The organism is Micromonospora sp. NPDC005553 (genome assembly GCF_042871765.1).
Classification (GTDB): domain Bacteria; phylum Actinomycetota; class Actinomycetes; order Mycobacteriales; family Micromonosporaceae; genus Micromonospora.
In genome coordinates this window covers 674852-700650 of record NZ_JBIAJD010000003.1, presented here as the reverse complement: position 1 = coordinate 700650, position 25799 = coordinate 674852, and the positions used below count along the sequence as shown (strand labels likewise).

23 protein-coding genes are annotated in these 25799 nt (G+C 71.9%); 15 read left to right on the top strand and 8 right to left on the bottom strand.

What is annotated here, in order from left to right; genetic code table 11:
- Positions 1-36 precede the first annotated feature (36 nt).
- Positions 37-207: a helix-turn-helix transcriptional regulator gene (locus tag ACFYPG_RS15780; protein ID WP_387352440.1), complete on the top strand. Its 171-nt coding sequence runs from the start codon at positions 37-39 to the stop codon at positions 205-207.
- 1 nt (position 208) lies between these two features.
- The gene (locus ACFYPG_RS15775; protein WP_387352438.1) at positions 209-1315 is read left to right on the top strand and encodes a tyrosine-type recombinase/integrase; all 1107 of its coding nucleotides are present in this window, start codon (positions 209-211) and stop codon (positions 1313-1315) included.
- A gap of 20 nt (positions 1316-1335) precedes the next feature.
- Here the strand turns inward: ACFYPG_RS15775 and ychF are convergent, their stop codons facing one another.
- A complete protein-coding gene (ychF, locus tag ACFYPG_RS15770; protein ID WP_355010165.1) occupies positions 1336-2421 on the bottom strand; it encodes a redox-regulated ATPase YchF in 1086 nt (361 codons plus the stop codon).
- Between the two features lie 143 nt (positions 2422-2564).
- On the opposite strand from ychF, the gene ACFYPG_RS15765 reads away from it, so the two are divergent.
- Complete coding sequence (locus ACFYPG_RS15765; protein WP_387352437.1) at positions 2565-3134, top strand: exonuclease; 570 nt, start codon at positions 2565-2567, stop codon at positions 3132-3134.
- Between the two features lie 3 nt (positions 3135-3137).
- Here the strand turns inward: ACFYPG_RS15765 and ACFYPG_RS15760 are convergent, their stop codons facing one another.
- Together ACFYPG_RS15760 and ACFYPG_RS15755 are read right to left on the bottom strand one after the other, a co-directional pair.
- Entirely contained in the window at positions 3138-3872 is a 735-nt protein-coding gene (locus ACFYPG_RS15760; protein WP_387352435.1) for a Type 1 glutamine amidotransferase-like domain-containing protein, read from the bottom strand.
- A gap of 114 nt (positions 3873-3986) precedes the next feature.
- Positions 3987-4490: a hypothetical protein gene (locus ACFYPG_RS15755; RefSeq protein ID WP_387352433.1), complete on the bottom strand. Its 504-nt coding sequence runs from the start codon at positions 4488-4490 to the stop codon at positions 3987-3989.
- A 139-nt stretch (positions 4491-4629) separates the two neighbouring features.
- Between ACFYPG_RS15755 and ACFYPG_RS15750 the strand changes: the two genes are divergently transcribed.
- From ACFYPG_RS15750 to valS, 8 genes are all read left to right on the top strand, one after another.
- On the top strand, positions 4630-5139 hold the full coding sequence (locus ACFYPG_RS15750; protein WP_112583752.1) for a SigE family RNA polymerase sigma factor: 510 nt from the start codon (positions 4630-4632) through the stop codon (positions 5137-5139).
- Positions 5136-5654 (top strand): hypothetical protein, encoded by a 519-nt coding sequence (locus tag ACFYPG_RS15745; RefSeq protein ID WP_387352431.1) that lies wholly within the window; start codon positions 5136-5138, stop codon positions 5652-5654. The genes ACFYPG_RS15750 and ACFYPG_RS15745 overlap by 4 nt, the downstream gene beginning before the upstream one ends.
- Positions 5655-5942: 288 nt before the next feature.
- Positions 5943-7403: an FAD-binding protein gene (locus tag ACFYPG_RS15740; RefSeq protein ID WP_387352429.1), complete on the top strand. Its 1461-nt coding sequence runs from the start codon at positions 5943-5945 to the stop codon at positions 7401-7403.
- A gap of 78 nt (positions 7404-7481) precedes the next feature.
- Positions 7482-8966 (top strand): AlkA N-terminal domain-containing protein, encoded by a 1485-nt coding sequence (locus ACFYPG_RS15735; RefSeq protein ID WP_355010171.1) that lies wholly within the window; start codon positions 7482-7484, stop codon positions 8964-8966.
- On the top strand, positions 8963-9472 hold the full coding sequence (locus ACFYPG_RS15730) for a methylated-DNA--[protein]-cysteine S-methyltransferase (protein ID WP_355010172.1): 510 nt from the start codon (positions 8963-8965) through the stop codon (positions 9470-9472). The genes ACFYPG_RS15735 and ACFYPG_RS15730 overlap by 4 nt, the downstream gene beginning before the upstream one ends.
- Before the next feature lie 37 nt (positions 9473-9509).
- Positions 9510-11366, top strand: a complete 1857-nt coding sequence (locus tag ACFYPG_RS15725; RefSeq protein ID WP_387352427.1) for an ABC transporter ATP-binding protein — start codon at positions 9510-9512, stop codon at positions 11364-11366.
- The gene (locus ACFYPG_RS15720) at positions 11363-13243 is read left to right on the top strand and encodes an ABC transporter ATP-binding protein (RefSeq protein ID WP_387352425.1); all 1881 of its coding nucleotides are present in this window, start codon (positions 11363-11365) and stop codon (positions 13241-13243) included. Before ACFYPG_RS15725 ends, ACFYPG_RS15720 begins: the two co-directional genes overlap by 4 nt.
- Positions 13244-13334: 91 nt before the next feature.
- Entirely contained in the window at positions 13335-15899 is a 2565-nt protein-coding gene (gene valS, locus ACFYPG_RS15715) for a valine--tRNA ligase (RefSeq protein WP_355010175.1), read from the top strand.
- Positions 15900-15945: 46 nt separating this feature from the next.
- Here valS and ACFYPG_RS15710 read toward each other — a convergent pair whose 3' ends face one another.
- The 5 genes from ACFYPG_RS15710 to ACFYPG_RS15690 form a co-directional block, all read right to left on the bottom strand.
- Positions 15946-16590: a hypothetical protein gene (locus ACFYPG_RS15710; RefSeq protein WP_355010176.1), complete on the bottom strand. Its 645-nt coding sequence runs from the start codon at positions 16588-16590 to the stop codon at positions 15946-15948.
- 93 nt (positions 16591-16683) lie between these two features.
- Positions 16684-17394, bottom strand: coding sequence for an ABC transporter permease (locus ACFYPG_RS15705; protein WP_355010177.1), 711 nt, complete (start codon positions 17392-17394; stop codon positions 16684-16686).
- A 1-nt stretch (position 17395) separates the two neighbouring features.
- On the bottom strand, positions 17396-18307 hold the full coding sequence (locus ACFYPG_RS15700; RefSeq protein ID WP_387352423.1) for an ABC transporter ATP-binding protein: 912 nt from the start codon (positions 18305-18307) through the stop codon (positions 17396-17398).
- A complete protein-coding gene (locus ACFYPG_RS15695; RefSeq protein WP_355010179.1) occupies positions 18307-19212 on the bottom strand; it encodes an ABC transporter permease in 906 nt (301 codons plus the stop codon). The genes ACFYPG_RS15700 and ACFYPG_RS15695 overlap by 1 nt, the downstream gene beginning before the upstream one ends.
- On the bottom strand, positions 19205-20119 hold the full coding sequence (locus ACFYPG_RS15690) for an ABC transporter ATP-binding protein (RefSeq protein WP_238681676.1): 915 nt from the start codon (positions 20117-20119) through the stop codon (positions 19205-19207). The genes ACFYPG_RS15695 and ACFYPG_RS15690 overlap by 8 nt, the downstream gene beginning before the upstream one ends.
- 239 nt (positions 20120-20358) lie before the next feature.
- On the opposite strand from ACFYPG_RS15690, the gene ACFYPG_RS15685 reads away from it, so the two are divergent.
- The 4 genes from ACFYPG_RS15685 to galT all read left to right on the top strand — a co-directional run bounded on the left by ACFYPG_RS15685 (position 20359) and on the right by galT (position 25501).
- The gene (locus ACFYPG_RS15685; protein ID WP_387352421.1) at positions 20359-21873 is read left to right on the top strand and encodes a glycosyltransferase family 2 protein; all 1515 of its coding nucleotides are present in this window, start codon (positions 20359-20361) and stop codon (positions 21871-21873) included.
- An 88-nt stretch (positions 21874-21961) separates the two neighbouring features.
- Positions 21962-23491, top strand: coding sequence for an adenylyl-sulfate kinase (gene cysC, locus ACFYPG_RS15680; RefSeq protein ID WP_387352419.1), 1530 nt, complete (start codon positions 21962-21964; stop codon positions 23489-23491).
- A gap of 112 nt (positions 23492-23603) precedes the next feature.
- A complete protein-coding gene (locus tag ACFYPG_RS15675; RefSeq protein WP_355010182.1) occupies positions 23604-24428 on the top strand; it encodes a DeoR/GlpR family DNA-binding transcription regulator in 825 nt (274 codons plus the stop codon).
- Positions 24425-25501 (top strand): galactose-1-phosphate uridylyltransferase, encoded by a 1077-nt coding sequence (gene galT / locus ACFYPG_RS15670; RefSeq protein WP_355010183.1) that lies wholly within the window; start codon positions 24425-24427, stop codon positions 25499-25501. The genes ACFYPG_RS15675 and galT overlap by 4 nt, the downstream gene beginning before the upstream one ends.
- The last annotated feature ends 298 nt before the right edge of the window (positions 25502-25799 follow it).

Sequence of the window (25799 nt, the reverse complement as noted above, 5' to 3'; positions counted from 1 at the left end):
GGAGGACTGACATTGGCAAGCCGAGCAACAACGAGCATGGATGATCTGTGGTCGATCGAGGACGTGTCTGCGTTCCTCCGGGTTCCGGTGGGCACGCTTTACCAGTGGCGTTACCGCCGGACCGGTCCACGCGCCTTCAAGGTTGGCCGGCACCTGCGGTACGACCCGGTTGACGTCCGGTCCTGGCTCGCCGGACAGGCGGCCTGACATGGGCAGCGTCGAAAAACGTAACCGCGACGGCAAGGTCAGCTACCTTGCCCGTTGGCGGGACGATGCTCGCCGGCAGCGGAAGCGTTCTTTCACTCGAAAGGTCGACGCTGACCGATTCCTTGCCCAGGTCGAAGGCGACATCCTCCGTGGCCAGTACGTCGACCCATCCGACAAGACAACCGTCGTCGAGTACGCCCGACGTTGGGCCGCTGGCCGCGCCCACCGGCCGACGACCGCCCGCCGGGTGTCCGGGCTGATCGAAACGCACATCGCCGCCGCCCCGCTCGGCTCTCGCCGCCTGGCGGCTGTGGTGCCGTCTGAGGTGCAAGCGTGGGCGGCCGACCGATCCAAGGTGCTCGCCCCGTCGACTCTTCGCAACCTCGTCGGGCTGCTGCGGTCTGTCTACGCGGCTGCGGTGTTGGATAGGCTTGTCGGCCGCTCTCCGGTGGTGAGAATTAGCCTGCCGTCAGCCCACCGAGAACGCATCGTGCCACTCACCGTCGACCAGGTGCGCGACCTCGCCGCCTCGATGCCCGTTCGCAATCAGGCCATGGTGATCGTGCAAGCCGGTCTCGGACTTCGCCTCGGTGAGCTGCTTGCACTGCGCGTCCAGGATGTCGACTACGTCGCCCGGACCGTTCGGATCGAATGGCAGTTCGCTCCGCAATCCAAGGTGCGCACCGAGCCGAAGACTCGCCGATCGCGCCGAACCATCCCGCTCCCTCAGGTGGTGGCGACTGCCATCCGCGAGCACTCGGCGCAGTTCCCGCCGGCTGCTGACGGCACCATCTTCACCACCCGTTTCGCCGGCCCGTACCGGCACGACTACTACGGCTCCTTGATTTTCTCGGCGGCCGTCGAGCGTGCCGGGCTACCCAAGGGCACCACGAGTCACGACCTGCGGCACCACTATGCGTCGGTCCTGCTGATGCAGAGCGAGTCGGTCATCGTGGTCGCTGAACGGCTGGGGCACGAGAACGCGACCTTGGTCCTGTCGACCTACGGCCACCTGATGCCGGACTCGGAAGAACGCACCCGTCGCGCCGTCGATGACGCGTGGGGTTGTGCCCCCGATGTGCCCCCGGGGGACGACTCAACTGCCTGACCTGCGGTAACGGGTCGGATTCAGACGTTGAAGCGGAACTCCACCACGTCGCCGTCCTGCATGACGTACTCCTTGCCCTCGATGCGGACCTTGCCCGCCGCCTTGGCCGACGCCATCGAACCGTGCTCGACCAGGTCGTGGTAGGAGACCACCTCGGCCTTGATGAAGCCGCGCTGGAAGTCGCTGTGGATCACACCCGCGGCCTCCGGGGCGGTGGCGCCGACCGGGACGGTCCAGGCGCGCGCTTCCTTGGGGCCGGCCGTGAGGTACGTCTGGAGGCCGAGGGTGCGGAAGCCGACCCGGACGAGCTGGTTGAGGCCGGGCTCGTTCTGCCCGATCGACTCCAGCAGCTCGCGGGCCTCGTCCTCGGGCAGGTCCACCAGCTCAGATTCGATCTTGGCGTCCATGAAGATGGCCTCGGCGGGGGCGACCAGGGCGCGCAGCTCGTCGAGGAACGTCTCGTTGGCCAGCTCGGCCTCGTCGACGTTGAAGACGTACAGGAAGGGCTTGGTGGTGAGCAGGTGCAGCTCGCGCAGGTGCTCCAGCTCGATCTTGGCGGCGGCGGCCCCGGAGTAGAGCGTGGTGCCACCGTCGAGCACCTCGATCGCGGCCTTCGCGGCGGCGACAGCGGCGGCCCGGTCCTTGCGGAGCTTGGCCTCCTTCTCCAACCGGGGCAGCGCCTTGTCCAGGGTCTGCAGGTCGGCGAGGATCAGCTCGGTGTTGATCGTCTCGATGTCGTCGGCCGGGGAGACCTTGCCGTCGACGTGCACCACGTTCGGGTCGGAGAAGGCCCGGACGACCTGGCAGATCGCCGATGCGTCCCGGATGTTGGCCAGGAAGGCGTTGCCCCGGCCCTGCCCCTTCGACGCGCCGCGGACCAGGCCGGCGATGTCGACGAACGACACCGGCGCCGGCAGCACCTTCTGCGAGGAGAAGATCTCGGCCAGCTTGCCCAGCCGCTCGTCGGGAAGCCCGACCACGCCGACGTTGGGCTCGATGGTGGCGAACGGGTAGTTCGCCGCCAGCACGTCGTTCTTGGTCAACGCGTTGAACAGCGTGCTCTTGCCGACGTTGGGCAGGCCGACGATGCCGATGGTGAGACTCACGACGGGCCAGCTTACGCCGGTCCCGGCCGGGCCGGTCCACGCGGCTCCGATTCGTCGCCGCGCCGCTGGTCGATCGTCGCTCCCACCGCGCCCCGTCAGGCGTTGCTAATCTCCCGGTTCGACGTTCCGCTGCTGGAGGTGGGATGACCTCGACGTTGCCCGAGCTTTTCATCGCCGTCGATGTGGAGGCGGACGGGCCGATCCCCGGGCCGTACAGCATGATCTCGCTGGGCATGGCCGTGGCCGGCCGCCCGGACCTCACCTTCTACACCGAGCTGCGTCCCATCTCCGACGAGTTCGTCCCGGCGGCGTTGGCCGTCTCCGGCCTGGACCGGGACCGGTTGCTGCGGGAGGCACCCACCGCGCAGGAGGCGATGTCCGCCGCGGCGGCCTGGGTCGACGGGCTGCGCCGGGTCGGCCGTCCGGTCTTCCTCGCCGCCCCGGCCGTCTGGGACGGCATGTTCGTGCACTGGTACTTCGTCCGCTTCGTCGGGCACAGCCCGTTCGGTGCGACCGGCTCCGGTGTTGATCTCCGCAGCTACTGGATGGGGCTGACCGGCAGCGACTGGGCCAAGACCCACCAGGACACGATCAAGCAAGAGTTGGGCCTGCACGACATGCCGCACACGCACCACGCCGGGGAGGACGCCGCCGAGCTGGCCCAGGTCTTCGACGCGGTGTTGCGCAGCCGACAGCCGGCCGAGGAGGCGTGACGCTCAGCCGAGCCGGCGGGGGGCGATGACCGCCTCCCGGACGCTGCCGTCCGCGCCGCGGCTGACCTCGTACGCCGAAACGCCCTCGCGGTCCGCGATTGCCTCGACCAGCCGGGTGCCCCGGTAGACCAGGCCGACGCCGTCGTCGGTGCAGTGGCTGGTGGGAAGCGTGCCGTCACCGACCAGCTCGTGCATCAGCGGGCGGCGCTGGCCCTCGCTGTCGTAGTGCACCCCGTTGCCGTACGGCAGCCAGGCCAGGCCCTCGGTGAAGCCGCGCAGCTTGAGGCCGAAGCTGTCGGTGGCACCGCCGACATGCCAGCAGATCGAGCCGGCGGAGACGCCGGCCAGCACCACGCCGGCCTGCCAGCACTCGTGCAGGATCTCGTCGAGCCCGTGCACCCGCCACACGGCGACCAGGTTGGCGACGCTGCCTCCGCCGACCCAGATCACGTCCTGGGCGAGCAGGTGGGCGCGGATGTCCTCGACGTTCGGCATCGGGAACAGGGCGAGGTGTGACAGCCGGAACCGGGTGTCGGCGAACGCGCCGTAGACGGCGGTCAGCGAGGTGGGCTGGTCGCCGACGGCCTGCCCGAGGTAGCAGACCCGCGGTTGCGGACCGGCTTCGGCCAACTCGGCCGCCAGCTCGAAGACCGGACTGGGGCGCAGGTCGTACGGCCCGCGGTCGCCCCGGAAGAAGCCCATGCTGGTGGCGATGATGGTCGGTTCGCTGGCGGGCATCGGAGCGTCCTTCCGTCGAGGGCGGTGCGGCGTCCATCCTGCCGTAGCCGGTCTCCGGCGCGCTGGGTGTGGGGCCGACCGCCAGCCGCGGGTGGCGGTCGGACCTCGCCATGATCAACTAAGCTGGTCGGGCCGCCGCTGGCGGGGCACCTCGGCCTCGGGCCAGTGACCCAGGGCCCGACGGTCGGCCAGGGACAGTTGCCCGGCGGCGGCGCGGGGCAGTGTGAACCGGTCGGCGGCGGCCGGCCCGGCCGAGACCGACTCCCGCAACATCCAACGCACCTCGTCGGCCATCCAGCCCAGCCCAGGCCGCGCGGCGATCTCGCGGATCAACCGCCGGCCAACGCTCGTGTCGTCGTCGTAGAAGCGCATGCACCAGTGGTGCGTCCACATCCCGAGGGCCCGCAGGCCCGCGTCGTCGAGTGAGCCGGCCAACCGGCCGCAGGCCGTGTCGGGGAAGCTCTGCTCGCGGTCGCCCGCCCGGTCCCGTTCGATGGCGCCCACGGCGGCCGGCGCGACGGCCCGCATCCGGCGGTAGAAGGACTGCGCCACCGCGCGGGGCAGCGGCGGAAACGCACCCGGTGTCGACGCCGCCGCCCAACCCGCCACGCTCGTCATCCGCCGCACCCCTTCTTCAGTTGGTGGCCGGACGCTACCCGGCACGACCGACACTTTCGGGCCGAAAAACCCCACCGATGGTGGATAGCGACGATGACCTGGGACGTCTGTATCTGTGACAACGAAACGGGGGTGGTGGGTGGACGAGGACGAGCGCGCGCGGCTGGCCGAGTTCGTCGGCAGCCGGACTCCGGCGCTGATGCGGGTCGCGTACCTGCTGACCGGGGACCGCAACGCCGCCGAGGACCTGTTCCAGTCGGCGTTGGCGCGGACCATCCCGAAGTGGGGAACCATTCGCCACGCCGACCCCGAGGGCTACCTGCGCGTGGTGATGTACCGCGAGCAGATCAGCTGGTGGCGGCGACTTCGCCGGTGGCGGGAGACACCGCTCAACCCGGCGGACGAACCGGTCGGCGGCGACCCGAGCGGCGGCTCCGACGTGCGGTTGGCGATGCGGGCCGCGCTGCGCCACCTGCCACCGACGCAGCGGGCGGTGGTGGTCCTGCGCTACTACGAGGACCTCCCCGAAGCCCGGGTGGCCGAGTTGCTGGGCTGCTCGGTGGGCACCGTGCGCAGCCGTACCCATCGAGCGGTGAAGCGACTGCGCGACCTGCTGCCGGACGTCGACATGCTGGAGGTACGGCGATGACCGAACCCTTCGAGCACCTCATCCGCTCCACCCTCACCGACCTGGCCGAGGAGGCACCGATCGTGCATGACCAGTTGAGCCGAGCGGAACGGCGGGTGCGCAACAGACGTCGCGCCACTGTGGCAGTGGGGGCGGTGAGCACCCTGGCGGCGATCCTGATCGCGACTCCGCTCGCCCTCGCCGCGACCGGCTCGGACGGGCCTCCCCCGGCCGTGCCCAGTCCGGCCGGTCCGGCAGCCGTGCCCAGCCCACCCGTGCCAACCCCGTCCGCACCCACCGCTGTGCCGACGGTCGAGCCGAGCCCCGGTGGCGCGGTCGCGAATCCGTCTGGCCCGCCCGGCGTACCGGAACGGCCGACGGTCTCGCCGACCCCGTCGGCTCCGCCGGGCGTGCCAGGCAAGCCGGGGGCACCGGGTGCGCCGGCCGGACCGACCGCCTCACCAAGCCCGTCGAATCCGCCGGGCCCGCCCGGTGTGCCGGGCCGACCGACGGTGTCGCCGACCCCGTTGCGCTGACCAGGACCGGTCCGGTCGGTGGTTTCCTCGCGCCGGCCGGACCGGCCGTCCCACTGTCATCGCCGGTCACGGTGGTGCCGGGCACGCCACTGGCCTCCCGAGCCGGGGGCGGGGAACCGGTCCGAGATTCCGGTCACCCTCTCGCGCCACTCCCCGGCCCCGGCGAGCGTCACGCCCGGCGGTGACCAGCGGGCACCGGTCCACCGAATTTGTCGAGGCCGGCAGGCCCGCTCATCCTTGGGCCATGACCGATCCCGGACGCCCGAGGCGCGAGCTGCGGGGGCGACGATGAGCACCGCCATGGCCCGGGTGCCCGACTCCCTCCGGGGGCAGATCGTCACGCCCGGCGACCGCCGGTACGCGCAACTGCGCTCGACGTACACCAGGTCGGCGTCTCCGGCCGCGGTCCTGCTGCCCAAGACGCCAGAGCAGGTCGTCGACGCGCTGCGCTACGCGCGGGAGCAGCGGCTGCCCATCGCGGTCCGCAGCGGGGGGCACGGCCTCTCCGGAGCCTCGTCCAACAACGGTGGGGTCGTCATCGACCTGTCGATGCTCAACCGGGTTCAGGTGATCGACGAACGGGCTGGGCTGGTCCGGGTCGAGGCCGGTGCCCGCTGGGCGAACGTGGCGAAGGCGCTGGCCCCGTACGGCCTGGTGATCAGCTCGGGTGACTACGGCGGCGTCGGCGTCGGTGGCCTGGCCACCGGCGGTGGTGTCGGCTGGCTGGTCCGCGCCCACGGTCTCACCATCGACCGGGTCCGCGCCGTCGAGGTGGTGCTGGCGGACGGGACGCTGGTACGAGCGGACGCCGACCACGAGCCGGAGCTGTTCTGGTTGGTCCGCGGCGCCGGGGCCGGCGCGGGCATCGTGGTGGCCTTCGAGATCGAGGCGGTCGAGCAGCGCAACGTCGGCGTCGCGCAGCTGGTCGTCGAGGCGCATCCGGACGGCCGCACCGTCCGGGAGTGGACGAGCTACCTCGCCCAGGCGCCACGGGAGCTGTCGGCGGCCGCCGTGGTGTTCGCCGAGGGTCGATCGGTCCTCATGTCCATCACCGCGGTGGTCGCCGCCGAGAGCCTGCGCCGGGCCCGACCGGCGGTGGAGCCGCTGCTCGCCATCGGCAAGGTGCTCGAACACCGGACCGACCTGCTGCCCTACCCGACGCTGGTGCCGACCGCGCACCTCAACCCCAACGTCGGGCAGCAGCGTGGCACGACCACGAACGGTCTGTTCACCTCGCTGGACGACGCCGGGGCGCGGGCCGTGACTCGGGCGGTGACCGGGCCGGGACGGGCGGTGATCCAGCTCCGCTCGTTGGGCGGCGCTGTCAACGACGTCGCCTCCGACGCGACCGCGTACCCGCATCGCCACCAGGACACGCTGATCGTGGCCTCGGTGTTTCCGCCGCAGGCCGACGCCGCGTTGAACGCCGCCTGGCGGGCGGCCGGGGCCCGCGCCGACGGCGCGTACGTCAACTTCGAGGGCCGGCCGGACCCCGCCGCGTTCGCCCGGATCTACCCGGGCGAGACCGGGGCCCGGGTCCGGCGGCTGTGGAAGCGGTACGACCCGGACGGTGTGTTCCGATCGGCCCTGCTGACCGGCCAGCCACACCGCGCCACCCAGCCGAGCCGAGCCGCACAGCCGAGCCAGTCGAGCCGATCCGGCCAGCCGAGCCCATCTGGCCAGCCGAGCCCATCCGGCCAGGCGGGCCGATCGGGCCAGCCGCACCGGCGGCGTCGACGCCCCCGTTGACCGGCTCTCCGCGCACCGGCACACCCAGGTCCGATTCCCGCCAGCCGATGACCGGCCGAGCGGGGCATCATCGGTGACATGGAGATGGACTTCGAGCGGTGTTACCGGGCCGTCGACAGCCGTGACCAGCGGTTCGACGGCTGGTTCTACACCGGTGTGACGTCCACCGGGATCTACTGCCGGCCGTCCTGCCCGGCGATCACGCCCAAGCGGCAGAACGTCCGGTTCTTCCCGTCCGCCGCCGCCGCGCAGGGCGCCGGGCTGCGCGCCTGCCGCCGCTGCCGGCCGGACGCCGCGCCCGGCTCACCGCTCTGGGACGTCCGCGCGGACGTGGTCGGTCGGGCGATGCGGCTGATCGCCGACGGGGTTGTCGACCGGGACGGCGTACCGGGGTTGGCCTCCCGGCTGGGCTACACCGAGCGGCACCTGCACCGGATGCTGCGCGCCGAGATGGGTGCCGGGCCGCTCGCGCTGGCCCGGGCCCAACGCGCCCAGACCGCCCGGATCCTGATCGAGACGACCGACCTGGCGATGGCCGAGATCGCGTTCGCCGCCGGCTTCGGCAGCGTGCGGCAGTTCAACGACACGCTTCGCGAGGTGTACGCGAGCGCACCGTCGGACCTGCGCACTGCCCGTGGTCGCCAACAGGCGCCGGCCGGGGCGGGGACCATCTCGCTCCGGCTGGCGTACCGCCCGCCGCTGCACGCCCGGGCGCTGCTGGACTTCCTCGCGGTGCGGGCGTTGCCCGGCGTGGAGGCGGTCCGCGACGGGACGTACCACCGGGGTCTGCGGTTGCCGCACGGCACCGGCCAGGTGGCGCTGACCCCGACGGACGGGCACGTGGCGGCGACGTTGCGGCTGGCCGACCTGCGCGACCTGGCGCCGGCGGTGGCCCGCTGCCGCCGGTTGCTCGACCTGGACGCGGACCCGGCGGCCATCGACGGCACGCTGGCCGCCGACCCGGCGCTGGCCCCGGCGATCACCGCCGAACCCGGCATCCGCGTCCCCCGTGCCGTCGACGGCTTCGAGCAGGCCGTCCGCGCCATCATCGGCCAGCAGGTCTCGGTGACGTCGGCAAGAACAACCCTCACCCGCCTCCTCGCCGCCCACGCTCGCGTTGATCATGAGGTTGACGAGGTCGAAGAAGATCGAACCCCAGGTCAACCTCATGATCAACGAGGTGAGCTGCGGGGGTTCTTGGGCGCGGAGGAGCTGTTGGCCCTGCCGGACCCGGGGTTCGGGATGCCGGTCGGGCGGCGGGAGGCTCTGCGGGGGTTGGCTCGGGCCGTGCTGGACGGATCCGTCGACCTCGCCGCGGGGGTGGATCGGGAGGAGGCCGTTCGGCGGCTGCTCGCGCTGCCCGGCATCGGCCCGTGGACCGCCAACTACCTGGCCATGCGCGCCTTCGGCGACCCGGACGTCCTGCTCAGCTCCGACCTCGCGGTCCGGCGCGGCGCCGCGGCGCTCGGCCTGCCCGACACCCCACAAACCCTCGACAGGTACGCCGAGCGTTGGCGTCCCTGGCGGTCCTACGCCACGATCAGACTCTGGAGAGCGGCATGAACATCGACAGCACCGTTCTGAGCACACCGGCCGGCCCACTGAGCATCCTCGCCGGCCCCGACGGTGACGTACGTGCGGCCGGCTTCACCCCGGATCCGGCGGTGCTGCTGCCCCTGGTCCATCCGGCCCTGCGGGCACCGCTACGGGAGCGGGCCGACCTCGGCCCGGTCAGTGCGGCGGTCCACTCCTACCTGGACGGTGACCTCGCCGCCATCGACACGGTGCCGGTGCGTCAACGCACCGGTGGCGAGTTCATGGCGCACGCCTGGCAGGTGCTGCGCGAGGTCCCGCCGGGCACCCCGGTCACCTACACCGGGTACGCCGCGCTGGCCGGTCGACCACCGGCGGTCCGAGCCGCTGCGGCTGCCTGCGCCCGGAACGCGGCAGCCCTCTTCGTGCCCTGCCACCGGGTTCTTCGCACCGACGGCACGCTCGGCGGCTACCGCTGGGGGCTGGACGTGAAGAAGTGGCTTCTCGGTCATGAGCGACGCTTGACAACAAGCTGACAGGAGCACCGACACTCATTGACGCTACCGTCTGGTAGTGCCTGTGGAGAGCGACGGCGACCCGGCCGCCCGGGCCGCCGCGGGCACCCACCCCGTGCACAACCTCTGGCGGCTTCGCCCCTACCTGCGCCCGTACGCCGCCGAGTTCGCCTGGCTGCTCGTCGCGGGCCTCGCCGGCACCGCGGCCGGGATCGCCGTACCGCTGGTCGTGCAGCGGGTCGTGGACGGGCCGGTGGCCCGACACGAACCGGCCGGGCTGCTCCAGCTCGGGGGCCTGGCGCTGCTGCTCGGCGTGGTCGAGGCGGTGCTCATCTTCATCCGCCGGTGGGTCCAGTCGTCCTCGGCGGTTGGCATGGAGGCGGCGCTGCGCGCCGACGTCTACGCCCACCTGCAACGGCTGCCGACCAACTTCCACGACCGCTGGCAGTCCGGCCAGTTGCTCTCCCGGATCACCAGCGACCTGTCGGTGATCCGCCGGTTCCTCTCCTTCGGCGTCTTCTTCCTGGTGCTCAACCTGACCACGTACGTGGTCGTGGTGGTGCTGCTGATCAACCTGCACGCGGCGCTCGGGGTGCTGGTCGCGGCCAGCGCGGTGCCGCTGCTGCTGATCAGCCGCCGGTTCGGCCGGCACTACCACGCCGCGTCCCGCCGGATGCAGGATCAGCAGGGCGACGTGGCGACGCTGGTCGAGGAGACCGCGCAGGGCCTGCGCACCATGAAGGCGTACGGGCGGGGGCCCGAGCTGGCCGCTCGCTTCGCCGGTGCGGCCCGGCGGCTGCACGACACGGGCGTCGGCAAGGGGCGGCTGCTGGCGAACACCTCGGCGCTGCTCGACCTGGTACCCAACGTGACCCTGGGGGTGGTGCTGGCGGCCGGGGCGGCCGCCGCCGCGCACGGCGCGCTCACCATCGGCGAGCTGGTCGCGTTCGTCAGCCTCCAACTGATGCTCATCTGGCCGGTGCAGTCACTGGGCTGGATCATCGCCAACGGTCAGGAGGCGGCTACCGCCGCCGACCGCATCCAGGAGGTGCTGGACACTCCACCGGAGATAGTGGATTCCGCCGGCGCTGTCGCGTTGCCGCGCAGCGCGGTGCACGGTCGGTTGCGCTTCGAGCGGGTCGCGTTCAGCTATCCGGGTGCCACCACCGGGGTGCTCCGCGAGATCGACCTGACCATCGAGCCGGGCGAGACGCTGGCGCTGGTCGGCGCCACCGGCTCCGGCAAGAGCACGCTGCTCTCCCTGGTGCCCCGGCTGCACGACGTGACCACCGGCCGGATCACCCTGGACGGGCACGACCTGCGCGAGCTGCGGCTGGCCTCGCTGCGTCGGCTGGTCGGGGTGGCGTTCGAGGAGCCGACGCTCTTCTCCATGTCGGTGCGGGAGAACCTCACCCTGGGTCGCCCGGACGCCGGCGACGACGAGATCCGTGCGGCCCTCGCGCTGGCCCAGGCCGACTTCGCGTACGACCTGCCCTGGGGATTGGCGACCCGGGTGGGCGAGCAGGGGTTGTCCCTCTCCGGCGGGCAACGGCAACGGCTCGCGTTGGCACGGGCCGTGCTCGGACGACCGGCGGTGCTGGTGCTGGACGATCCGCTCTCCGCTCTCGACGTGCACACCGAGGCCCTGGTCGAAGCGGCGCTGCGGCGGGTCCTGCGCGACAGCACCGCGCTGCTGGTGGTGCACCGGCCGTCGACGATCGCGCTGGCCGACCGGGTCGCCCTGCTGGAGGACGGACGGATCACGGCGACCGGCCGGCACTCCGACCTGCTGGCCACCGTCCCGGCGTACCGGGCGCTGCTGGCCGCCGAGCCGCCCGGCGGGCATCCACCCCCGGCCGGGGCCAGCGGCCCGAGTTCGTCGCCGTCGGACGGGTGGGGGCTGGTGCGCTCGTGAGGGTGCCGGAGCAGGCCGACCCCCCTCCCGAGGAGGAGCCCGAGCTTGCCCGCTGGCGCGGAACCGCCACCGACCCGGAGGCCGACCGCAGTCGAGCTGAGGACACCAGCCCCGAGGCGGTGGCCCGGCTACGCCGGCTCAGCCGAACCCTGCTGGGCGACCTGCTCCGCCCGCATCGGCGGCGTCTCGCCGCGGCGGTCACCCTGCTGCTGGCCCAGAACGCCGCCGCGATGGCCGGCCCGTACCTGGTCATGATCGGCATCGACCGGGCCATCCCGCCGTTGCGCGCCGGCGACGCCGGCCCGCTGGTCACCGTCGCCGGGGCGTTCGCGGTGGCCGCGGTGACCGAGTACGCGGCCCGCCGCGGCTTCCTCACCCTCTCCGCCCGGATCGGCCAGGCCGTCCTGCTCGACCTGCGGCAGCGGGTGTTCGGGCACTTCCTGCGGCTGTCGGTGGGCTTCCACGAGCGGTACACCTCCGGCCGGATGGTCTCCCGGCTCACCAGTGACCTGGACTCCATCGCCGAGTTGGTCGACGGTGGGATCGACAGCCTGGTGCTGGCCGGGCTCTCCATCCTGTCGGTGGCCGCCATCCTGCTCTGGCTGGACCTGCCGCTGGCGGCCGTGACGCTGCTCGCCTTCCCTTTCCTGTTCTGCCTCTCCCGCTGGTTCGCCCGGTCGTCGGCCAGCGCGTACCGACGGACCCGGGACGCGGTCGCGCTGGTCATCGTGCACTTCGTCGAGTCGATGCGGGGCATCCGGGCGGTGCAGGCGTTCCGCCGGGAGCCTCGCAACCAACGGATCTTCGTGGCGCTCGGCGACGACTACCGGCGGAGCAGCCTGCATGCGTTCCGGCTGATCGCCACATACTCGCCAGCGATCAAGCTGATCGGCAACGTCACAGTGGCGGCGGTGCTCTGCTACGGCGGTTGGCGGGTGCTCGGCGGGCAGACCGAGATCGGTGTGCTCGCCGCGTTCCTGCTCTACCTACGCCGCTTCTTCGAGCCGATGCAGGAGCTGAGCCAGTTCTACAACTCGTTGCAGTCGGCCACCGCCGCACTGGAGAAGCTGGCCGGGGTGCTCGACGAACGACCGGCCGTCGCCGAACCGGCCCGGCCCACACCGCTGCCGACCGGCCCCGGCCGCGGTGAGTTGATCTTCTGCTCGGTCGGCTTCGGCTACCGGGCCGACACCCCGATTCTCTGCCGGCTGGAGCTGACGGTGCCGGCCGGGCAGACCGTGGCGCTGATCGGCCCCACCGGGGCGGGCAAGTCGACGATCGCCAAGCTGGTCGCCCGGTTCCACGACCCCGACACCGGCACGGTCCGGCTGGACGGGGTCGACCTGCGTGACGTACGCGACGCCGACCTGCGCCGCGCGGTGGTGCTGGTGACGCAGGAGAACCACCTGTTCAGCGGGACCGTCGCGGAGAACATCAGGTTCGGTCGCCCGGGGGCCGACGACGCCGCCGTCCAGGCCGCCGCGCGGGCGATCGGCGCGCACGACTTCATCGCCGCACTACCCGAGGGGTACGCCACTCAGGTGCACCGGCGCGGCGGCCGGCTCTCCGCCGGCCAGCGGCAGCTGGTCGCGTTCGCCCGCGCATTCCTGGCCGACCCGACAGTGCTGATCCTGGACGAGGCGACGTCGTCGCTGGACGTGCCGACGGAACGTCTGGTGCAGCGGGCACTCGGCACCATCCTGCGCGACCGCACCGCGCTGGTGATCGCACATCGTCTGTCCACTGTGGAAACCGCCGACCGGGTGCTCGTCCTCGACGGCGGAACTGTCGTCGAGGACGGCCCGCCGGCAGTGCTCGCCGAGGCCGACGGCCGGTACGCCGCCCTGCACCGCCAGTGGCGTGACTCGCTGATCTGACCGGGCCGCCCCAGCGAGGCCACGACCGCCGGCCGGTGTGTTCGGTCGCAACTCCGTCGCTCCGCAGCCGGTAGGTGCCTACGATCGCAGGATGACCGATACGGCGAGGACGGCCCGCGCCGGCGTTCCCGAGCGTCCGACCCTGGACGGGCTCGAGGAGAGCTGGGCACGCCGCTGGCAGGAGGAAGGCACGTACGCGTTCGACCGCTCGAAGCAGCGGAGCGACGTGTTCTCGATCGACACCCCACCGCCGACCGTATCGGGCGAGTTGCACATGGGGCACGTCTTCTCGTACACGCACACCGACACCACGGCGCGGTACCAGCGGATGCGCGGCAAGGCCGTCTTCTACCCGATGGGCTGGGACGACAACGGCCTGCCCACCGAGCGTCGGGCGCAGAACGTCTACGGGGTGCGCTGCGATCCGGCGCTGCCGTACGACCCGGTGTGGCGGCCACCGGCGGCTCCGGTCGACGACGCGGCCCGCCGCGACCCCACCCCGATCTCCCGGCGCAACTTCATCGAGCTGTGCGAACGGTTGACGGTCACCGACGAGCAGGCCTTCGAGGCGCTGTGGCGACGGCTCGGGCTGTCGGTGGACTGGTCCCTGACGTACACGACCATCGGCCGGATCGCCCGGACCACCAGCCAACGGGCGTTCGTTCGCAACCTGCGCCGCGGCGAGGCGTACCAGTCGGAGGCGCCGACCCTGTGGGATGTCGGCTTCGCCACCGCTGTCGCCCAGGCGGAGTTGGAGGACCGGGAGCGCCCCGGCGCCTACCACCGGCTGCGGTTCACCGCGGCCGACGGGCGGGAGGTGCTCATCGACACCACCCGGCCGGAGCTGCTACCGGCCTGCGTGGCGCTGGTCTGCCACCCCGACGACGAGCGGTACGCCGACCTGGTGGGCACCACCGTGCGCAGTCCGCTGTTCGACGTCGACGTGCCGGTGTACGCCCATCCCCTCGCCGAACCCGGCAAGGGCACCGGTGTCGCGATGGTCTGCACGTTCGGTGACCTGACCGACGTGACCTGGTGGCGTGAGCTGGGGCTGGACACCCGGGTGGTCATCGGCCGGGACGGTCGGTTGCTCCCCGAGCCGCCGCACGGGGTGCCGGCCCAGCCGTACGCGGCGCTGGCCGGGCAGACCGTCAACGCCGCCCGTCGGGAGATCGTCGGGATGCTTGCCGACGCCGGTGACCTGATCGGCGAGCCGCGTCCGATCACCCACCCGGTCAAGTTCTACGAACGCGGCGACCGGCCACTGGAGATCGTGTCGACTCGACAGTGGTATCTGCGCAACGGCGGCCGGGACGCGGCGCTGCGAGCCACGCTGCTGGGCAGGGGCGAGCAGCTGCACTGGGTGCCGACGCACATGAAACACCGCTACGACAACTGGGTGGGCGGCCTCAACGGGGACTGGCTGGTCAGCCGTCAACGCTTCTTCGGCGTGCCGGTGCCGGTGTGGTACCGGCTCGACGACACTGGCGAGCCGGACTGGACCCACCCTCTCACGCCGGACGAGTCCGCGCTGCCAGTCGACCCGTCGAGCGATCCGGCGCCCGGTTACGACGAGTCGCAACGCGGCCGACCGGGCGGCTTCATCGGCGACCCGGACGTTCTGGACACCTGGGCCACGTCCTCGGTGACGCCACAGATCATCGGTGGCTGGGAGACCGACCCGGACCTGTTCGCCCGGGTCTTCCCGATGGACCTCCGCCCGCAGGGGCAGGAGATCATCCGGACCTGGCTCTTCGACACGGTGGTCCGCTCGCACTTCGAGCACGGGGTGCTGCCCTGGCGGGACACCGTGCTCTCGGGCTGGATCCTCGACCCGGACCACAAGAAGATGGCCAAGTCCAAGGGCAACGTGGTCACCCCGCTGGCGCTGCTGGAGCAGCACGGCTCCGACGCGGTGCGTTACTGGGCGGCCAGCGGCAAGCCCGGCATGGACCTGGCCTTCGACCCGGCGCAGATCAAGGTCGGCCGGCGACTGGCTACCAAACTGCTCAACGCGTCCAAGTTCGCGCTCGGGCTGGGCGCCGCTGACGCGTTGCGCGCCCCGACGACCGCACCACTGGACCGGGCCATGCTCGCCGAACTGGCCACCGTGGTCACCGCTGCCGGCACCGCCTTCGACTCGTACGACCACACGGCGGCCCTGCAGGTCACCGAGGCGTTCTTCTGGCGGTTCTGCGACGACTACATCGAGCTGGTCAAGGAGCGGGCCTACGGCACCGGCCCGGCGGCGGACTCCGCACGGGCGGCGCTGGCCTCGGCGCTGTCGGTGCAGTTGCGGTTGTTCGCCCCGGTGCTGCCGTACGTGACCGAGGAGGTCTGGTCGTGGTGGCGGTACGGCTCGGTGCACCAGGCGCCGTGGCCCACCACCTACGAGGTGGCCCGGACGATCGAGGGCTCGGGTGACCCGGCGCTGCTGCGGCTCGCCGGTGACGCGTTGAGCCAGGTGCGACGGGCCAAATCCGAGCGGAAGCTGTCGATGAAGGCGGAGGTGCCGTTGGCGGAGGCGCTCGGCCCGGCGGCGCTGCTGGAGCAGCTCACGCTGGTCGCCGACGACCTACGGGCGGCGGGCCGGATCGGCAAACTCGACCTGCTCCCGGACCGTACCCCGGAGTTGGTCATCGCCTGCGCCTTCTGACCTGCCGGTCCGCCGCCGCCCGCTCGGGCAGCGGCGGACCGGTGCGTCACCAGCCGCGCAGGAAGCGCAGCCCGAGCAGGAACGCGATCACGGCGGGCCCCACCAGCAGGGTGATCGCCTGGAGGCGGTACGGCATCCGGTGCCGGGTCAGCTCCCCCGCGTTGCCCAGCACGATGGCCCCGGCCAACATCAGGAAAGCGCCCCACCAACCGGTCTTCAGGTGAATCAGATCCACCCGGATCAGTTGCAGGGTCAGGCCGAGCAGCGCGCCGGTCAGCGCGAGCAGGGCCACCGCCCGGTGCAGGCCGCGGGCGAGCGGGTGGGCCGCCCGCCACCAGTAGGTGCCGGCCACCGCCAGGCAGGGCAGCACCACCAGGAGCGGCCAGCCTCGCCCCATCACGCCGAACATCAGCAGCGCGCCGACCGCGAAGACGATCGTGCCGACGCAGGCGAGCATGTACCCGGCGAAGGCCCGGCCGCCGCCGCGAACCAGCAACGGCCCACCGCTGGCCGCGATCAACGCGGCCGGGATCAGGATGAAGACCGCCCACCAGTGGAACTGGCCGCTGCCCTGAGCCGCCGTGGCGACTGTGGCACAGGCCAGCCCGGCGACGGCCAGGCTGGTCAGCCACGGGCGGCTGCTCCGGGAGTACGGCTCAGCCAACGACGTCCGCTCCGCTTCGACGCTCACGCCCACCAGCCTGGCCCGAGGTGGCCCGACCGGTCCATCCGGCCAGCCCTACCGCCGCGCGGGGGCTGGCCGGAACAGCGGCTCGCACCGTTGTCAGCTCGTCTCGCCGGCCACGCTGAACGAGCGCAGGCGGTCGATGGCGAGCACCGTGAAGCCGACGCTGACCAGCGCGGTCATCACCGACGCCACCGGCACCGACACGCTGGTCTCCAGCAGCCCGGTGGGAGCGATGCGATCAGCGAGGGCGATCACGTACTGCTGGATGGAGAGCACCTTGGTGCCGCTGACGAAGTTGCCCAGCAGCCCCTCCCAGATCAGCACGTAGACCAGCCCGAGCAGCACCGGCCGCCTGGTGACCAGGCTGAGCGCGAGGAACAACGCCGAGTACGCCAGCGCGCCGAGCGCCGCCGAGACCGCCAGCGCCAGTCCGAGGCGTACCGAGTCGGCGAGCACGCCTGCGACGTAGAGCGGCACCGCCACGGTGACCGCGGTGACCCCGGCGGCCACCGCGAGCTTCGGCAGCACGATCTGCCAGCGCGGCAGCGGCTTGGTCAGGATGTGCACCACAGTGCCGTCGTCGATCTCGGCGCCCAGCACGCCCGTGCCGATGATCAGCGCAACCACCGGCAGCACCACGGCCAGCCCGAGGCCGACCAGCACCGGCGGCCCCCACTGGCCCGGGTCCACCCCCAGCGACCGGCAGAGCACGGCCAGCCCGAGCAGCACCAACGGCAGCGGCAGCAGCAGCAGGAACCGCCGTCGGCCGAACAACCCGCGCGCGGTGATCCAGGTAACTGTCGACATGTCAGGCCTCCACCAGGTAGGAGAAGACGCTCTCCAGGGACTCGTCGGACGGCACCAGCTGACGTACCCGGATGCCCTTGTTCAGCGCGATCCGGGGCAGCGCCCGGGTGAACGCGCCGTAGTCACCGGCCCGCACGGTCAACCCGGTCGGGTCCAACTCGACCCCACTCACCGACGCCTCGGCGATCAGCGCGACGGCCAGCGCCCGGTCGTCGGTGGAGCGCACCGCGAAGACGTGCGGGCGGTTGGTCATCAACCGGCGGATGGTCCGGAAGTCGCCGGAGGCGGCCAACCGGCCGGCCACCATCACCTGCACCGTCCCGGAGACCTGTTCGACCTCCTCCAGGATGTGCGAGCTGAACAGGATCGTCCGGCCAGCGTCACCAAGGGTGTGCAGCAGCTGCATCATGTGCAGCCGCTGGCGCGGGTCCATGCCGTTGAACGGCTCGTCGAGCAGCAGCACCTGCGGGTCGTGCACCAACGCGGCGGCCACCCGGGCGCGCTGGCGCATGCCCTTGGAGTACGTGCCGATCCGGCGGTCCTGCGCCGACTCCAGCTCCACCAGATCGATCGCCCGTCGGGCCGCGGCCGCCGGATCGGGCAGCCGGTGCAGCTTCGCGCTGGCCAGCACGAACTCGTAGGCGGTGAGAAAACCCTGCACCGCCTCCCGCTCGCTGACCAACCCCAGCCGCCGGTAGACGTCGGGGTTGCGCCAGGTCGGCTCGTCGTCGAGGGTGACGGTGCCGCGCGACGGGGAGAGGAACCCGGCCATCATGTGCAGCAGCGTGGTCTTGCCGGCGCCGTTCGGGCCGAGCAGCCCGGTCACGCCCGGGCCGAGGACCATGCTGATGTCGTTGACAGCGACCACGTTGCCGTACCACCGGGACACCCCGGTCAGGCTCAGCGTGCTCATCAGGAGGCGACCTTCCGGTAGCGGGCCAGCAGGAGGGCGGTCGCGCCGGCGACCAGCAGCACCGCGGCCAGGGCGTAGACCGGGCCGAACCCGCCGATCATCATCTCGCCCGGATCGCCCTCGACCAGCAGGTCACCCAGGGACCAGATGCCCACCCCCTGGACCAGGGTCGAGGGTGAGGCGAGCCCGGCCAGCTCGTTGGCGGCACGCGACGGCAGAATGCTCAGCACGCCCACGATCGGGGTGGTCATCAGGAAGACCGCGACCACACCGCCGGCGGCGAAGGCGCGCTTGCCGGTCAGCGACGCGACCAGCAGGCCGACCGAGGCGAAGACCACCGCCCACAGCCCGGCGTAGAGCAGCCCGGGGAGCAGGTCGAGCAGCTCGTTCCACACCCCGCGCATGCCCTGCTTGGTGGTGAACGCGGCACCCAGGAACATCAGCAGCTGCGGCCCGCCGAGCAGCAGCCAGAGGGCGGTGACCAGCGCCAGCAACTTGGCCAACGCGTAGTCGGTGCGCGGCAGCGGCCGGGAGAAGTACAGCGGCAGCACGCCGCTGCGCAGATCCCGGGAGACCAGCTCCGGAGCGACGACAGCGACGAAGAAGATGACCAGCCAGCTCATCGCGTCGGCGAACTGGGCGTACGTGGCCACCGGCTCGCCGATCTGGCTGCGTATTGCGGCCAGGGCCACCGCCACCAGGGAGACGATGCCGACCACCAGCCACGGGAAGATCTTGGCCTTGGCGCTGCGGCCGAGACCGAACGCGGTGCGCAGACCGTGCCCGTAGAGCGCGCCGAAGACCTGCCGGCGGCCGAGCCTCGGGCCCTCGTAGCGTTGGTAACCGATGTCGTGGATGACGCCAGTCGGCGTGGAGCGCACGGCGGCGGTGGACGGCTCAGGCATGTGTGAGCTCCCTCGTGGCGAAGAGTTCGGCCACCCGGTGCCGGCGTTGGTCCAGTCGGTGCAGTGGCAGGTCCAGTTCGGCGACCGCACCGAGGATCAGGTCGTAGGTGCCGTCATCGGCGAGCGGCACGAGGAGCAGTCGCCCGTCCCGGGCGACCGGCAGTTTCAGCTCGGCGAGTCGGGCGGCGAGTTCCTCGGTGCCCTCGCTGACCTCCACGGCGAGCACGTCGGTGGCCGTGGTCATCGCGGAGATGTTGTCGGCGCGCAGCAGCCGGCCGCCGTCGATGGCGATCAGCGTGTCGCAGATCCGCTCCACCTCCCCGAGCAGGTGCGAACAGACCAGCACGGAGATGCCGAACTCGGTGCCGATCCGATGCACCAGGGCCAGCATGGCGTCGCGGCCGGCCGGGTCCAGGCCGTTGGTCGGTTCGTCCAGCAACAGCAGGTCGGGGTCGTGAACCAGCGCCTGGGCCAGCTTGACGCGCTGCTTCATGCCGGTCGAGTAGCCACCGACCGGGCGGTAGCGCTCCTCGTAGAGCCCGACGTGCCGCAGCGCCTCCGAGGCCCGCTCGCGAGCCGCGGTGCGGGGAAGGCCGCTCATCCGACCGAGGTGGGTGACCAGCTCGGCGGCGGACAGGTCCGGTGGGAGGCAGTCGTGTTCCGGCATGTAGCCGACGCGGCTGCGGACAGCCGCCGGATCTGCGGTCGGGTCGATGCCGAGCACCGAGACCTGACCGCTGGTTGGTGCGATCAGGCCGAGCAGAATCTTGATCAACGTGGATTTGCCGGCGCCGTTCGCGCCCACCAGGCCGATGATCCCGGGCTCGACGGCGACGGTGAGGTCGGCCAACGCGGTGACCCGACCTCCGTACGTCTTGGTGAGCGACTGGGTCGCGATCAGTGTCACGGGCCCAGCGTAGGGAGTCGATGCCCAGCTGGGACACCGGCACGCCCCCGGCACTCCCCTGATCCTTTTCCCGCCGGACCCCTAAGGTCCCCCGCCGCGGCTCCCGCGACGTTTGCGCCGGTCCCGCGTTCGACGCGACCCCGCCTTGGGAAAGACCCGTCCCGGGTGACACCATTCACCTCCCGTTCACCAGGCATCGACCCGCCCGGTGATCGACCGACGACGCGGGAGGAATCCTGATGGCCGAGGTGGGCGTCCCCAAGGTGAGCGTCGTGGTGCCGGCGTACAACAGCGGCCGACACATCGAGAAGCTCGCTGCCTCGCTGCTGCGCCAGTCACTGCCCGCCGACGAGTTCGAAGCCGTCTTCGTCGACGACGGCTCGACCGACGACACCGCGGAGCGCCTGGACCAGCTGGCCGCCGAGCACCCACACATCAGGGTGCTGCACATCGAGAACTCCGGTTGGCCGTCGCGTCCGCGCAACCTCGGGGTCGAACACGCCCGCGGCGAGTACGTCTTCTTCGCCGACGACGACGACTGGTTCGCCGACGAGGCACTGGAGCGGCTCTACGCCTGCGCGAAGGCCAACGACGCCGACATCGTGGTGGGGAAGATGGCCGGGTACGGACGCCCGGTGCCGCGGGAGCTGTTCCGCAAGAACCGCTTCGACGCCACCCTGGCGAACGCGCCCCTGATCGACAGCCTGACCTGTCACAAGCTGTTCCGGCGCGCCTTCCTCAACGAGCACGACCTGCGGTTTCCGGAGGGCGGAAAGCGTCGGCTGGAGGACCACGCGATGGTCGTGCGGGCCTACTTCCTGAGCCGGCACACCTCGGTGCTGTCCGACTACGTCTGCTACCACCACGTCCACCGGACCGACGCGCGCAACGTCACCGCGGGCCGGCTGGAGCCGTCGAGCTACTACCGGGCCGTGCGGGAGGCGCTGGACATCGTCGACGCGCACACCGAGCCCGGTCCGCTACGGGACCGGTTGCACCGGCGCTGGCTGCGCAACGAGATGATCAGCCGACTGCGCGGCAAGCGGCTGCTGGAGGCCGACGAGGCGTGGCTGGAGCAGGTCGCGCTGGAGACCCAGAAGATCATCCAGGACCGCTTCGCCCCTGGTGTCGCCGCCGGGTTGCCACCCATGCTGCGGGCCGTGGCATACCTGGCGGAGCGGGGCCGCGTCGCGGACCTGCGCAAGCTGGCCCGCTGGGAGGCGGGCATCGCCGCGCACGGCACGATCGACGAACTCCAGCGCGCGGACCACGCCGTCACGGTGACCCTCGCCGCCGAGCTGCGCTCGGAGAACCAGCCGGTCGGCTTCCGCACCGACGATGGCCGCGACGTGCTGGTGCTCCCGATGGACGAGATCGCCCCCGAGGTGCTCGACGCCACCGCGCAGGTGCGCAAGGCCCGACTGGACCTGGTGGCCCGTCACCGGGAGACCGGCGCCGAGATCTTTCTTCCGAACACCTTCCAGACCGAGCGGATCACCGGTACGACCGGAGCGGACACCGTCCACCTGGTGCACCGGGCCACCGCCACGATCGACTTCGCCGCCCTCAACGGGGGCCGGACCAGAGGCAGCTGGCAGCTCAAGGCCCGGATCACGAACGTGGGCTGGACCGAGGACGCACGACTGCCGCTGGTGTTCATCTGCCGGGCCGACGGCTCGCGACCCCGGATCCGCGACCAGCGGAAGATGTGGAACCGGCTGCGGTCGGCGGTAGGCCGGCGGATCAAGCGCTGATCCGCCCGCGTGGGTCTTGGAGTGGCGCCCTCGACCGATGGGCGGTCGGCTGCGAAACTGTGTGCCGGTCAGCGAGTGGGGGGTGTGGATGAGCAACGGCTGGGTGCTGCCCGACGAGGTGCTGCGTGACGCACCGGCGTACACGCCACGTCCCGGTGAGCTCGCGGATCTGGAGCTGCTGCTGACCGGCGCGTACGCCCCGCTGACCGGCTTCATGACCCGCGCCGACCTGGTCTCGGTCAGCCGACGCTCCCGGCTGGCGGACGGCACACCGTGGCAGGTCGCGGTCGTTCTCCAGGTGCCGGCCGCCCTGGCGCAGAGCTTCGATCCGCGCGACCCGGCCCGCCGGGCGCTCGTGCTGACCGACGGGGAGGGCGCCCCGGCGGCCGCCCTGGACGTGGCCGACGTCTGGCCGGTCCGCGACGGCGTGGCGGGAGTGGGCGGCCAGGTCCGGCGGCTGGGCGACGGCGGGCACGGCCCGTTCCAGCGACTGCGGCGCAACCCCGAGGAGGTCCGTGCGCTGCTGCCCCCGGGCCGGGTGCTCGGTGTGATCGCCGATCGGCCGCTGCATCGTCCACAGCTCGCCCAGATCGCTCACGCCGCCCGCACCCTGGCCGCTCATCTGCTCGTGATGATCCCGGTCGGCGAGGGCGGCGCAGACGGGCTCCCACCGGAGGCGCTGGTCCGTTCGATCTTCGCCGCGCGGGACCGGATGCCGCCCGCCACCCTGATCGCGGTGCCGCTGTCGCACCGACGCGAGGAGATCAGCGACGCGTTGCTGCGCGCCCGGGTCTCGGCCGCGTACGGGGTCACCCATCTGCTCTCCACCGGGGAGATGCTCTCCGGCGCCGGGCTGCGGGTGCTGGTGCCGCGCGAACTCGCCTACGACAACCGCGACGGGCAGTGGCGTTGGCGGGAGGACATCCCGCCGCGCAACCGCCGGCTCGCGCTGACCCAGCCGGAGATCGACGACCTGCTCGACCGGGGTTTCCCGCTACCGGAGTGGCACACGCCGCCCGCCGTGGCACGGGAGTTGGCCCGGGCCCGGCCGCCGCGTCGGCAGCGAGGGCTGGTGGTCTTCCTGACCGGTCTCTCCGGCTCCGGCAAGTCGACGATCGCCCGAGGGCTGGCGGACGCGTTACGGGAGAGCGGCGACCGCACGGTGACCCTGCTCGACGGGGACGTGGTGCGTCGGGAACTCTCCGCCGGGCTGGGCTTCAGCAAGACCGACCGGGATCTCAACGTCCGGCGGATCGGCTGGGTGGCCGCCGAGATCGCCCGGCACCGTGGGGTGGGCATCTGCTGTCCGATCGCCCCGTACGCGGCGGCCCGGGCCACCGCCCGGGAGATGGCTCTCGCCGCCGGATCGGGTTTCGTGCTGGTGCACGTGGCCACTCCGCTGGAGGTGTGTGAGCGGCGGGACCGCAAGGGCCTGTACGCGCGGGCGCGAGCTGGCCTGCTCACCGGGATGACGGGCATCGACGACCCGTACGAGGAGCCGTCCGACGCCGATCTGGTGCTCGACACCACCGACCTGAGCGTGGCGGACGCGGTGCAGGCCGTGCTGCACCATCTGACCGAGACCGGCTGGGTGGAGCTGAAGATCGCCACCGCCTGAGGCGTCGCCGTACCCGTTTCTTTCACCGCTGAGCGACACGCGCTAGTGTTCATCTTTGTTGGAACACGTTTGACCGCGTGAGGGTACGTGGACGCTCGGGGAGGCACGGCTGATGCTCGCTCAGCAGCGGCAGGCGGCCATCCTGGAGCGGGTCCGCACGATCGGCGGCGTCCGGGTCAGCGAGTTGGCAGGCGAGTTCGGCGTCTCCGACATGACCATCCGGCGTGACCTCGACGCGCTGCACGAGCGCGGCCTGCTGGCCAAGGTGCACGGCGGCGCCACCACGACCGGGCCAAGCTCGACCGACGAGCCGGGCTTCCGCGCCAAGTCGGTCCGCCAACTGCCGGAGAAGGCCGCCATCGCCGACCGGGCGGCTCAACTGGTCCGGCCGGGAGCAGCGGTCGCGCTCTCCGCCGGCACCACCACCGCCGAACTGGCCCGCCGGCTGCTGGACGTGCCCGAGCTGACAGTGGTGACCAACTCGCTGCCGGTGGCCGAGATCATGCACGCCGGTGGCCGCCCGGACCAGACGGTGGTGCTCACCGGCGGCGTACGCACACCGTCGGACGCGCTGGTCGGTCCGCTCGCGGTCGGGGCCGTCCGCTCACTGCACCTGGATCTGCTCTTCCTGGGCGTCCACGGCATCACCGAGCGGGCCGGCTTCACCACGCCGAACCTGATGGAGGCGGAGACCGATCGGGCGCTCGTGGCGGCGGCGGACCAGCTGGTGGTGCTCGCCGACCACACCAAGTGGGGCACCGTCGGCATCTCCTCGATCGTCGGGTTGACGGCGGCCCACGTACTGGTCAGCGACGACCGGTTGCCTCCACCCGCACGACGGGTACTCGGCGAACAGGTGGGCGAACTGATCATGGTCAAGGCGAGAGGGGCGGGCCGCGTGACGCGCACGCCGACAACTGAGGGGACGGCGCCGTGAAGCGCACCGCGATCGACCTGGCCGACGGCCGGGAGCTGATCTACTTCGACGAGCGCGACGACGCGGTCCGCGACCAGCCGGACCGCCGGGACCTGCCGCCGCCTCCCCCCGCGTCGCAGCTGCGCTACGACCCGTTGACCGACGAGTGGGTGGCGGTCGCCGTGCACCGGCAGACCCGCACCTTCCTCCCGCCGGCGAACGAGTGCCCTCTCGACCCGTCGGTGGGCGACCGGCTGACCGAGATCCCCGCACCCGACTACGACGTGGTGGTCTTCGAGAACCGGTTCCCGTCGCTGAGCGGTCGGGTGGCCGAGGAGCCCGGCGAGATCACCCCGTTCACACCGGTCCGGCCGGGCCTCGGCAGGTGCGAGGTGGTCTGCTTCACGTCGGACCACAACGCCTCCTTCGCCAGCCTGCCCCCGCGCCGGGTCCGCACCGTGCTGGACGCCCTCGCCGACCGCACCGAGGTGCTCGGCGCGCTGCCCGGCGTCGAGCAGATCTTCTGCTTCGAGAACCGGGGCGTTGAAATCGGTGTCACGCTGCACCATCCGCACGGCCAGATCTACGCGTACCCCTTCGTGACGCCACGCACCCGCGCGCTGCTGGCCGCGGCACGCCGGCACGCCGAGCGAACCGGCGGGGGCAACCTGTACGCGGACGTGCTGGCCGCCGAGCGAGCCACCGGTGACCGGGTGGTCACCGAGAACGAACACTGGACGGCGTTCGTCCCGGCGGCCGCCCGCTGGCCGTTCGAGGTGCACGTCGCGCCGCACCGCGTGGTGCCGGACATCCCGGCGCTCAGCGACAGCGAGCGGGAAGCCTTCGGGCCGCTCTACCTGGATCTACTGCGCCGCTTCGACGGCCTGTTCGACATGCCAATGCCGTACATCTCGGCCTGGCACCAGGCTCCCGTACGGGTCGACCGCGAGCTGGGCCACCTGCACCTGCAGCTGTTCAGCATCCGGCGGGCCACTGACAAGCTGAAATACCTGGCGGGCTCCGAATCCGGGATGGGCGTCTTCATCAACGACATCGCTCCGGAACGCGCCGCCGACCTGCTACGCGCCGCCTGAGCAGCCCTGCTGTGCGCGGGGCCTGAGCTCGGCACGGCACAGCTCGGCACGGCACGGCACGGCACAGCGCGGCTTGGCACGGCGCTGTGCGGCATTGGCTTGGCGGGAAACAGGGCGCGGGGGGCCCGGGACAGGGCCCCCCGCAGGGAAGGGACGGCTGGCTGTGCACGGCACAGCCGGGAAGGCTGGCTGATCGGCGCACGGGTGCCGCGGGTCGACCGTGGTCAACCTTCCTGGACGCGACTGGCATCTCGTCCATCCTGGTCAACGAGGCGCGCCGGGGGCAGTGACGCCGACC